This window comes from Olleya sediminilitoris, assembly GCF_016785945.1.
GTDB classification, from domain to species: domain Bacteria; phylum Bacteroidota; class Bacteroidia; order Flavobacteriales; family Flavobacteriaceae; genus Olleya; species Olleya sediminilitoris.
The window spans coordinates 75,041-85,783 of record NZ_JAEMEF010000015.1 but is presented as its reverse complement, the minus strand read 5'-3'; the positions used below and the strand labels follow the sequence as shown (position 1 = coordinate 85,783).

The 10,743-nt window shown below is 32.3% G+C and carries 9 protein-coding genes, 1 tRNA gene and 1 pseudogene; 6 read left to right on the top strand and 5 right to left on the bottom strand.

What is annotated here, in order from left to right; translation table 11 throughout:
* The 3 genes and pseudogenes from JAO71_RS14285 to JAO71_RS14275 all read right to left on the bottom strand — a co-directional run.
* Window positions 1-182, bottom strand: a pseudogene (locus tag JAO71_RS14285) (dodecin family protein); the annotation flags it as partial.
* Between the two features lie 89 nt (window positions 183-271).
* Window positions 272-1,789, bottom strand: a complete 1,518-nt coding sequence (locus JAO71_RS14280) for an OmpP1/FadL family transporter (RefSeq protein WP_203001484.1) — start codon at window positions 1,787-1,789, stop codon at window positions 272-274.
* Window positions 1,790-1,804: 15 nt separating this feature from the next.
* Entirely contained in the window at window positions 1,805-2,743 is a 939-nt protein-coding gene (locus JAO71_RS14275; RefSeq protein ID WP_203001482.1) for a hypothetical protein, read from the bottom strand.
* A gap of 101 nt (window positions 2,744-2,844) precedes the next feature.
* Between JAO71_RS14275 and proS the strand changes: the two genes are divergently transcribed.
* The 3 genes from proS to rpsT all read left to right on the top strand — a co-directional run bounded on the left by proS (window position 2,845) and on the right by rpsT (window position 4,828).
* Window positions 2,845-4,323, top strand: a complete 1,479-nt coding sequence (gene proS / locus JAO71_RS14270; RefSeq protein ID WP_203001480.1) for a proline--tRNA ligase — start codon at window positions 2,845-2,847, stop codon at window positions 4,321-4,323.
* Window positions 4,324-4,475: 152 nt separating this feature from the next.
* A tRNA-Glu gene (locus tag JAO71_RS14265) sits at window positions 4,476-4,547 on the top strand.
* Window positions 4,548-4,576: 29 nt separating this feature from the next.
* Window positions 4,577-4,828 carry a 30S ribosomal protein S20 gene (gene rpsT, locus JAO71_RS14260; protein WP_028290682.1) on the top strand — a complete coding sequence of 84 codons (252 nt, stop codon included), beginning with the start codon at window positions 4,577-4,579 and terminating at the stop codon, window positions 4,826-4,828.
* Window positions 4,829-5,135: 307 nt separating this feature from the next.
* On the opposite strand, the gene rho is transcribed toward rpsT, so the two are convergent.
* A complete protein-coding gene (gene rho, locus JAO71_RS14255) occupies window positions 5,136-6,836 on the bottom strand; it encodes a transcription termination factor Rho (RefSeq protein WP_028607666.1) in 1,701 nt (566 codons plus the stop codon).
* 292 nt (window positions 6,837-7,128) lie between these two features.
* Here rho and JAO71_RS14250 point away from each other — a divergent pair, with 292 nt between their 5' ends.
* A complete protein-coding gene (locus JAO71_RS14250; protein WP_028607665.1) occupies window positions 7,129-7,542 on the top strand; it encodes a DUF4293 domain-containing protein in 414 nt (137 codons plus the stop codon).
* A 79-nt stretch (window positions 7,543-7,621) separates the two neighbouring features.
* Here JAO71_RS14250 and JAO71_RS14245 read toward each other — a convergent pair whose 3' ends face one another.
* Entirely contained in the window at window positions 7,622-8,116 is a 495-nt protein-coding gene (locus tag JAO71_RS14245; RefSeq protein ID WP_203001478.1) for a metallophosphoesterase family protein, read from the bottom strand.
* 102 nt (window positions 8,117-8,218) lie between these two features.
* Between JAO71_RS14245 and truA the strand changes: the two genes are divergently transcribed.
* Together truA and JAO71_RS14235 are read left to right on the top strand one after the other, a co-directional pair.
* The gene (gene truA, locus JAO71_RS14240) at window positions 8,219-8,968 is read left to right on the top strand and encodes a tRNA pseudouridine(38-40) synthase TruA (protein ID WP_203001476.1); all 750 of its coding nucleotides are present in this window, start codon (window positions 8,219-8,221) and stop codon (window positions 8,966-8,968) included.
* Window positions 8,961-10,733 carry an ABC transporter ATP-binding protein gene (locus tag JAO71_RS14235; RefSeq protein WP_203001474.1) on the top strand — a complete coding sequence of 591 codons (1,773 nt, stop codon included), beginning with the start codon at window positions 8,961-8,963 and terminating at the stop codon, window positions 10,731-10,733. Before truA ends, JAO71_RS14235 begins: the two co-directional genes overlap by 8 nt.
* Window positions 10,734-10,743: the final 10 nt, after the last annotated feature.

Here is a 10,743-nt window from a genome sequence, read left to right as displayed (position 1 = left end):
GTGATTTTAAGGTTAACTCTAAAGTCAACTACTTCGTCATCTTTTACACTAGCACTTTGATCTTGTACATACACAGATCTAATATTTTTAACGCTTTTAGATGCGTGCTTTACTGCTTTTTTAGTTGTGTCTTCCTAACTTTTTTCCAAGTTAGATAAGGTTTGGTAACTTAGTTTGAGAATACCTTTAAGCTAATAGTATAACTACTAATTAACAAAAAAGACTCAAGCAAAAGCTTGAGTCTTTTTTGTTAATTTATTTGTTTTGTGCTTTATAGTTTAAAACCTAATGTTAGAGTAACTAAGGTATTGTCAGCTTCAATATTAGCAGGATTTGATAATCCTGTAAATAGTTGTTCGTTTCTATCTTGTTTTGCATTACTGTAAGCTAAATCTAAATTTGTATTTCCAAAATTATAACCTAAGCCTAAAGAGTATCCTGTTAAATCACCAATGGTAGTTTCATCTTTATAAGGACTTTCTTCTAACCTGTAACCTCCTCTAAAACTAAAACGGTTCACTTTATATTCTGCTCCGATTTTATAAGTTGATGCTGCTGTTAATGTATTTTCAATGTAAGCGTTTTCAGCATTAAAAATAGGGTCTGACGTTGGTTTTAATTTTGTTTTACTATGATCTCTTCTTGAATAGTCAATACTAATTAAACCTTTAGTTCCAAAAACATAGGCTAAACTACCTGTTAATTTACTAGGTGTTTGTACTCTGTAACTTTCAAAAATATTAATAACATTAGGGTCTACAACTTGGTAGAAATCACCATTAGTATCATCTATTACTAATGTTTCAATGTATTGAGTTGTTTCTTCATTTATTGTCATCCAAGTAGGTGAATCATAAGTTATTCCAGCTCTTAAGCTTTCTGTTAATTTAAAAATACCTCCTAATTGAAAAGAAAAACCTGATCCATTTGATGTTAATGCATTTTCAAAGAGAACTTCTCTAACTAATGATTCAGAATCATTGTTTGTTTCATAAAAACGCGTGAACCTTTCGTAATTTAAAAAATGTGAATTAAGATTTAAACCAATATATGTATTTTTACCATATTGAGCACCTGCATTAAATCCAATTTTTCCGTTATAGCCAGTTGCTGAATAGTTGTGTTTTTGCCTAAAGGAATCTCCTGCAATATTGCTAGCGTAAGTTGTGTTATTATCGTCATAAGTAGTTGGTTCTAATATGTATGAGTCATAACCTAAAAACGCTTGTTGGTTTTGGTAACCATAGGCACTACCAATACCAGAATAAGCTTGTGATGTAGATTCTCCATCAAATGCTGATATCTCGTCTAAACGTAACCCTTGAGCATTAGCTAAAAAATAATTGCTAATACTACTGTTTCCTGTTCCGTTTGCAATCCATTGGTCATCATAGTTTTTGGTGTTATCATAAACAATACTTAATGAGAATTTCTTCCATGGAGAGGATTGATTTTGATTTTTAAATACAAATACACCTCCTCCTTGGTTAATATCTAAGTTAGATTCAGAAGAATCCCTTTGACCATTATAGAATGTTGTATTATTATCAATATTTGTATTGGATAATGATACTGAGGCATAACTACTTTTGAAAACAGCAGATCCTGCAGGATTTATGTTAATAGCACTTAAATCACCTCCTAATGCACCAAATGCACCACTCATAGCTTGAAACCGAGCTGTACCGTTTATTTCTCCGGGAGAATATCTTAAAGCGTCATTTATATTTTGAGCTTGACTTAAAGTTATAGATAGTGTACCTATAACTAATAAAATTATTTTTTTCATAGACTTTTTTAAATTTTAACCTCTTCCTCTTCTAGAACTTCCACTACTTGTAGATCTACTTCTTGGTGTACTTCTAGAAGGAGCGCTAGATCTTGGCGTAGAGCTATTGCTTCTAGGTGTTGATGAGTTTGTTCTAGGTCTTGTGGTATTAGTTCTAGGCCTTGTGGAATTAGTTCTAGGTCTAGTTGTGTTAGTTCTAGGTCTAGAGGTGTTTTTTCTAGGCCTTGTCGTATTAGTTCTAGGTCTAGTGGTATTAGTTCTGGTTCTAGCTCTTACCGAATTATTTCTAGTGTTAATTCTAGATGATCTAGAATTAAGGTATGCACTGTTTCTGTAGTAACTACCTCTTCTTCCTGCATTGTAAGCTATACCTCTTCTTCTAAATCCATTGTGGTATGCATATCCATAGCCATATCCGTGTCCATAGTATGGATTGTTCCAGTATGAGTTATAAAAACCAGAATATCCCCATCCGTAATTCCAGGCATAAGGACTGTTCCAGCCAAATCGGTTAAAGCCCCAAGGTTGGTTCCATCCCCAATTGTTCCATCCCCAATTATTATAAGCCCATCCATAATTGTTATAAAACCCATTATCATGAATGTTAATTACAACAGTTTCATTAGAGGTTCCCCAACCAGCATTTTGGTTAGTTTCTTCTAAAGTTTCGTCATAGCTACCTTGATAAGAGTCAATATCTGTAAAAACATCATCACTATCGTTATATATTTCAGCTTCTAATGCTTTTTCTTTAAAGTAATTAGAGTAATAATCGTTATTATTTTCTGCAGGTATAGCAACTGTTTCTTGTTCTACATTTTCAGTAGTAGTTTGATAGATGCCATCACTAGACTGTCCAACATATTGATAGGATCCACAAGAACTTAAAGCTAAAACAGCTAAAAGAGCGGTAAATAGCGGTATTTTGTTAAATAAGTAGTTAATTAATTTCATAACGAGTAGTTTTTAATTGTTGAACATTACAAAAATAGTTAGTTTTGCTGAACTATTTTATTATTTAACATAATCACAATTTTTGTGCCAAAATACTGTATATGAGTAAAAAACTAACAAGTAGAGCTGAAAATTATTCCAAATGGTATAATGAATTGGTTGTAGAGGCTGATTTGGCTGAAAATTCAGCTGTAAGAGGATGTATGGTTATAAAACCATATGGTTTTGCAATCTGGGAAAAAATGCAAGCAGAACTAGATAGAATGTTTAAAGAAACAGGACATCAAAATGCTTATTTTCCATTATTTGTACCTAAAAGTTTATTTGAAGCTGAGGAGAAAAATGCAGAAGGCTTTGCTAAAGAGTGTGCTGTGGTTACACATTATAGACTGCAAAACGACCCTGATAAACCAGGGAAACTTAGAGTAGATCCTAATGCAAAGTTAGAGGAGGAGTTAGTTGTACGTCCAACAAGTGAAGCCATAATATGGAATACTTATAAAGGATGGATTCAATCATACAGAGATTTACCTTTATTAATAAACCAATGGGCAAATGTTGTACGTTGGGAAATGCGTACGCGTTTATTTTTACGTACTGCAGAATTTTTATGGCAAGAAGGTCATACAGCACATGCAACTAAAAAAGAGGCTATAGCTGAAGCAGAATTAATGAATAATGTTTACGCTACTTTTGCTGAAAAATTTATGGCAATACCAGTAATTCAAGGTTTAAAAACTGAAAGCGAACGTTTTGCTGGAGCAGATGAAACCTACTGTATTGAAGCACTAATGCAAGATGGTAAAGCGTTACAAGCTGGTACGTCACACTTTTTAGGGCAAAACTTTGCAAAAGCTTTTGATGTAAAGTTCACTTCTAAAGAGGGTAAGCAAGAGCATGTTTGGGCTACGTCTTGGGGAGTTTCAACAAGATTAATGGGGGCTTTAATAATGACGCATAGTGATGATAAAGGGTTAGTATTACCTCCAAACCTTGCTCCGAATCAAGTTGTAATTGTACCTATATATAAGACAGATGAGCAATTAGATGCAATAACAGAAGTAGTAAATGGTATTATAAAAGATTTACGAAGTAAAAACATTTCGGTAAAATTTGATAATCGTGATACTTATAGACCAGGTGCTAAGTTTGCACAACATGAATTGCAAGGCGTTCCATTGCGAATAGCAATTGGTTCTAGGGATCTTGAAAACGGAACGGTAGAATTAGCTAGGCGTGATACTTTAACTAAAGAAGTAGTGCCTTTAGATGGTTTAGTGGATAAAGTTGAAGGTTTGATGACCAGAATACAAGAAGCATTGTTTAATAAAGCTCTTGATTATAGAGATAATCATATTACAGAAGTAGATTCTTTTGAAGAATTTAAAAAAGTTTTAGAAGAAAAAGGAGGATTTATTTCTGCACATTGGGATGGAACCACGGAAACTGAAGATAAAATTAAAGAAATTACTAAAGCAACAATAAGATGTATGCCTTTAGAAGGAAAGCTTGAAAAAGGTGTATGTGTCTATACAGGAGCAACTTCTGAGCGAAGAGTGTTGTTTGCAAAAGCGTATTAGAAAATTTTTTTTATTTTTTTTTCATTTTGTTGTTGCGTAACTTAAAATTAGTTGTATATTTGCACCCGCAATGGAAACATTGTTAGTTAATTGAAAAACAAATTTGCAGGTTTAAAATATAAGTTTTATATTTGCGCACTCAATAACAAAATGGCCCGTTCGTCTATCGGCTAGGACGCATGGTTTTCATCCATGTAAGAGGGGTTCGATTCCCCTACGGGCTACAATTTTTTATTAAAAAGGAAACAACAAAATGGCAAATCACAAGTCAACGTTAAAAAGAATTAGAAGTAACGAAGCTAAGCGTTTATTAAACAAGTATCAGCACAAGACTACTCGTAACGCTATCAAAAAGTTACGTGAGATGGAAGATAAGAAAGAGGCTGAAGCTTTATTTCCTTCTGTAGTATCTATGTTAGATAGATTGGCAAAGAAAAATGTTATTCATACTAACAAAGCTTCTAACTTAAAATCTAGTTTAGCTAAGCACGTAGCTGCTTTATAATTAGTTTTAGTTATATAATATTTAAAGCGTTTCATGTTTATATGAAACGCTTTTTTTTGTGCTTTATTTTCAAGGAGTCATAGCTATAAATTTGTATGCTGTCCATTGGTATAGTGTGTTAGCGGTAGTACTGGTTAGCTTTTGGCGAGCGAGCGCTCTGAGCCAAAACTATTAACGGATGACGAGACGATTATCCTGATTTTTTTTCAGGATAATGGTAACGCCATAATTATTATTTAAGTATAAAGTAAATAAAAAGCCTTAATGTAGTACATTAAGGCTTTTTATTTATTTTAAATGGTTTTGATTATCCATTCATAGATATTAAAAACTCTTCGTTATTTCTGGTTTGTTTAAATCTATCGTTTATAAACTCCATTGCTTCTACAGGATTCATATCTGCTAGATATTTACGCATTACCCACATACGTTGTATAGTTGATGCATCTAATAAAATATCGTCACGACGTGTACTTGATGATGTTAAGTCAATTGCAGGGAAAATACGACGATTAGATATTTTACGGTCTAACTGAAGTTCCATGTTACCTGTACCTTTAAATTCTTCAAAGATTACTTCGTCCATTTTAGATCCTGTTTCTGTTAATGCGGTTGCTATAATAGTTAATGATCCTCCGTTTTCTATATTACGTGCAGCTCCAAAAAAGCGTTTTGGTTTGTGTAGTGCATTGGCATCTACACCTCCAGAAAGAATTTTTCCGGATGCTGGTTGTACAGAGTTGTATGCTCTTGCCAGACGTGTGATAGAGTCTAGTAGAATAACTACGTCATGTCCACACTCTACTAATCGTTTTGCTTTTTCTAACACGATGTTAGCAATTTTAACGTGCTCATGAGCCTCTTTGTCAAAAGTAGAAGCAATAACTTCACCTCTTACATTTCTTTGCATGTCTGTAACTTCTTCTGGACGCTCATCTATAAGTAAAATCATTTGATATACTTCAGGATGGTTTGCTGCAATTGCATTGGCAACATCCTTTAATAACATGGTTTTACCTGTTTTTGGTTGTGATACAATCATACCACGTTGTCCTTTACCTATTGGTGCAAACAGGTCCATTATACGTGTTGAAATGGTTGCTTGTTTTTCGGCAATATTAAATTTTTCTTGAGGAAATAATGGTGTTAAATGCTCAAAAGCAACACGATCTCTAACCACATTTGGGTTTTGACCATTTATTTTGCTTACTTTAATTAACGGGAAGTATTTTTCTCCTTCTTTTGGAGGTCTAACTTGACCTAACACTGTGTCTCCAACTTTTAATCCAAATAAACGGATTTGAGATTGTGATACATATATATCATCGGGTGACGATAAATAGTTGTAGTCTGACGAACGTAAAAAACCATAACCATCTTGCATGATGTCTAAGACACCTTCACTTTCAATAATAGCATCAAACTCAAAATCAGGTTCTCTGTAACGGTTACGACTGTCTTTGTTACCATTATGTTGGTTACCGTTTTTTTGATTATTGTTTTTCTGGTTATTATTTTTTTGATTGTTATGTTTAGGACGGTTTTGTTGTTTGTTGTCGTTTTGACGATCGTCCTTACTGTCGTTAGACTGTTTGTTTTTTTGATGATTGTGAACCGGTTTTTTAGGCTGTGCCTTTACAGGAGCCTTTTTAGCTACAGGTTCTTTTTTTGTTTCTGTTTCAGGTTTTAAGTCTAACTGTGGTTGGTTAGTCTCATCCTTTTTGGCAACAGGTTTTGTGACTCTAGCTCGTTTAGCTTTAGGCTTTTGAGTAGTAGTTTTTTCTGCACTAGCTTTAGCAGGAGTCGCTTTTTTAGCAGGTGCTTTTTTTACAGGAGTATCTTCTTTTTTTACTTCTAAAACAGCTTTTGGGTCTGCTGCTTGCTTATCTAGTATTTGGTATACTAAATCTAATTTTTTTAATGAACGAAATTTTGGGACGCTCAGTTTTTTAGCTATATCCTGCAACTCAGGAAGCTTCATTTCTTTTAATTGTGAGATTTCAAACATTGATGTTGAATTAACTTATGTGTTGTTGTGATTTGAATTGATTATTTCTTGAAGAAAATAAGATATACTTCTGAAGAATTAACGCTCTGCGAGAGTGAGTGTTGCATTGCGTTACTGCAATTATACAACTTTTATTTTAATTTTTTATTATTGAAAGAATCTTTATTGTTTTTTAATTGAAATACAACGTGTTGTGATTGTGTTTTGTTATTTGTAGCAATTTTTAGTGTGTGATGTTTCGTTTATAAAAAAAGAAACTATATTTTTGTTTTTCAAAATTTGAAATTTTAATATGTTACAACGTATACAAACGGTATATTTATTAATAGTTGCTATAGTTTCTGGCGGATTAATATTCGCTTTTAATTTATGGACAACGACTAATAAAGTTATGGTTTTTGCAAAAGACGAACTGGTTGTTCTAGGTTTGTTTTTAGCTTCTGCGTTATTGGCTGTTATTTCAATATTTAATTTTAAAAATAGAAAGTCTCAATTTATGTTGGGACGACTAAATCAGATATTAAATTTAATTTTACTAGGATTTTTCGTGTATCGAATACTAAATGCATCTGGAGAAGCAAATGATGTTTCAGAGAAAGGTGTTGCGATTTTCTTCCCAATTATTTCTATCGTCTTTTTGATTTTATCAAATAGAGCCATTAAGAAGGATGAAGATCTTGTAAAATCTGTAGATCGTTTACGTTAAACCTAACATCTTAGTAGTATTAGTGCGAAAAAAAGCCGAAGTGAAAGCTTCGGTTTTTTTATGTTTTACTGTTAATAGTTTATTTTCTTGGATATTCTATAACTTCTAGATTATCTATTTTACCCTTATCTATAGTAAATCGTAGCATAGTCCTTACATTATGAAAGCCATGTATGCCAATGGCTCCAGGATTCATGTGTAATAATCCTAATTTTTTATCAGGCATTACTTTTAGTATGTGAGAGTGTCCGCAAATAAATAGCTTTGGTGGATTGGCTATTATGGACTCTCTAACTCTAATATTATATCTGTTAGGATAACCACCTATGTGTGTGATCCATACATCAACGCCTTCTATAGTAAAACGATTATGTTCCGGAAATTCTGCTCTGGCTTTATCATTGTCAATGTTTCCCCAAACAGCACGAAGTGGTTTTAAAGCTTTTATAGCATCTGTAACTTTTAAGTCACCAATGTCTCCAGCATGCCAAACCTCGTCGGCTGCTTTGACATGTTTTAGTACAGCTTCATCAATATGACTATGTGTGTCAGAGAGTAATAATATTTTTTTCATTTTAGAAGAACTTAACCAAGTCTATTTTAATTATTTTTTAGCATTTCATTAGTAACAAAAACAATTATCTTTGTCTTTTAAATATGTAAAAATACAGCTTTCTTGCGCTATTTTATAGAACTATCTTATAACGGAAAAAATTATCATGGTTGGCAAAAACAACCTAATGCAATATCTGTACAAGAAGTTTTAGAAAATGCATTGTCAACTATTCTAGGACAAAACATAGTTGTAATGGGAGCAGGAAGAACAGATGCTGGTGTGCATGCAAAGCAGTTATTTGCACATATGGATACAGAGGTTGTTTTTAAGTCAGAAAAATTGATGTATAAACTCAATTCTTTTTTACCAGAAGATGTAGCTATTCATTCTATATTTAAGGTTAAACCCGATGTTCATGCTCGTTTTCATGCGACTAGTAGAGCGTATTTATATCGCATTGCATTACAAAAAAGCCCCTTTAATGTTGAGCAAGCTTACTATTTAAAACATAATTTAGATATTGACAAGCTTAATAAAGCAACTAAGGTATTATTTGAATACAAAAATTTTCAATGTTTTTCAAAAACACATACAGATGTAAAAACCTATAATTGTGATATAATGAAAGCAGCATGGAAATTGGTGGATAATGAACTTCATTTTACAATTAAAGCAGATCGTTTTTTAAGAAACATGGTTAGAGCTATTGTTGGTACTTTAATTAACGTTGGAGTTGGTAAGATTGAAGTTGAAGATTTACACACTATTATAGCTTCTAAAAACCGAAGTAATGCTGGGTTTTCAGTTCCTGCAAAAGGATTATATTTAACAGAGGTTGCTTATCCTGATACAATTAAATTAAATGACTAAGACTAAAGAAAATATTTTTGATTTACAGTTATTTAAACGTTTGTTTAAATACACAAAACCTTACAGAACGGTATTTTATGCGTTAATAATTTCGGTTTTAATATTAGGTGCTTTAAGTATAGCAACTCCAGTGTTATTACGAGAAATTATTGATGAGCATCTTGTTAAAAAAGATTACAATGGTTTTGTTTTCTTGATAATTTTAATGATTGTTTTACTTGTTGCTCAAGTTGTGTTACAATTGTTTTTTATCTTTTACTCCTCTTGGTTGGGTTTAAAAATGGTTAAAGACATTCGTGTTAAGCTATTTGATCATATCCTGAGTTTTAAAATGAAATATTTTAACACCTCTTCTGTGGGTGTTTTAATCACTAGAGCAGTGACAGATATGGAGCGTATTGCATCTGTATTTGGAGATGGACTATTTACAATTATTAGAGACCTTTTGGTTATGGTTGTTATTTCTGGAGCGATGTTATATTACAATTGGAAGTTAAGTTTAATTGTATTTGTGACGTTACCAATAGTTTTATTTGCAACCAAAATTTTTCAACGCTACATGAAACGTGCGTTTGAAGATGTGCGTAATGAGGTGTCTAACTTAAACTCGTTTGTGCAAGAACGTGTTACAGGAATGAAAATTTTACAACTGTTTACCAGAGAAGATACCGAGTATAAAAACTTTAAAGCAATTAATGATCGTCATAAAAAAGCATGGTTAAAAACGGTTTGGTATAACTCTATATTTTTTCCAATTGCTGAGTTTTTAGGGGCTTTAACTACAGGATTGATTGTGTGGTTTGGAGGATTAAATATATTAGTTGAAGGTAGTAATGTAACACCTGGAGATTTATTTATGTTTATTACCATGATCCCAATGTTATTTAGACCATTACGTCAAATTGCAGATAAATTTAATACGCTTCAAATGGGAATGATTGCCTCAAACCGAGTGTTTAAAATTTTAGACACAACATCACATATTGATAATTCTGGAAACTTGTTAGCTAATAGTTTTAAAGGAAACATAAACTTTAATAATGTTCATTTTAGTTATGTCGAGCAAGAAGAAGTTTTAAAAGGAATTAGTTTTAATGTTAAAGAAGGCGAAACTGTTGCAATTGTTGGTGCTACAGGAGCAGGAAAAAGTACTGTAATAAATTTATTAAATCGTTTTTATGAAATCAATTCTGGTGAAATAAATATAGATAATAACAATATTAAAGATTATACTTTAACGTCTTTAAGACAGCAAATAGCTGTGGTTTTACAAGATGTATTTTTGTTTGCAGACACCATTTTAAATAATATTACACTTAATAATTCAAGTATAACCGAAGCTCAAGTTGTAAAAGCAGCAAAAGACATTGGAATACACGATTTTATAATGAGCTTACCTAACGGTTATCAATATAACGTCAAAGAACGTGGTGTGATGTTGTCTTCTGGTCAACGTCAATTAATTTCATTTTTACGCGCATACGTTACAAATCCTAGTATTTTAATTTTAGATGAAGCCACGTCGTCGGTAGATTCTTATTCAGAGCAATTAATACAAACAGCTACAGAGAAGATTACTAAAGGACGTACATCTATAGTTATTGCTCACAGGTTAGCAACAATCCAAAAAGCAGATAATATAATTGTTATGGATTCAGGATTAATTGTAGAACAAGGAACACATAACGAGTTGCTTAAAAAAGAAAATGGATATTACAAAAACTTATACGAAGTACAGTTTTTACAAGCAGAGAAAGTTGCTTAGTTTGTAATAT

Coding starts and splice junctions, on each gene's coding strand:
- rpsT (WP_028290682.1), top strand. CDS start 4,577: ATGGCAAATCACAAGTCAACGTTAAAAAGAATTAGAAGTAACGAAGCT.
- proS (WP_203001480.1), top strand. CDS start 2,845: ATGAGTAAAAAACTAACAAGTAGAGCTGAAAATTATTCCAAATGGTAT.
- JAO71_RS14280 (WP_203001484.1), bottom strand. CDS start 1,789: ATGAAAAAAATAATTTTATTAGTTATAGGTACACTATCTATAACTTTA.
- rho (WP_028607666.1), bottom strand. CDS start 6,836: ATGTTTGAAATCTCACAATTAAAAGAAATGAAGCTTCCTGAGTTGCAG.
- JAO71_RS14250 (WP_028607665.1), top strand. CDS start 7,129: ATGTTACAACGTATACAAACGGTATATTTATTAATAGTTGCTATAGTT.
- JAO71_RS14235 (WP_203001474.1), top strand. CDS start 8,961: ATGACTAAGACTAAAGAAAATATTTTTGATTTACAGTTATTTAAACGT.
- JAO71_RS14245 (WP_203001478.1), bottom strand. CDS start 8,116: ATGAAAAAAATATTATTACTCTCTGACACACATAGTCATATTGATGAA.
- JAO71_RS14275 (WP_203001482.1), bottom strand. CDS start 2,743: ATGAAATTAATTAACTACTTATTTAACAAAATACCGCTATTTACCGCT.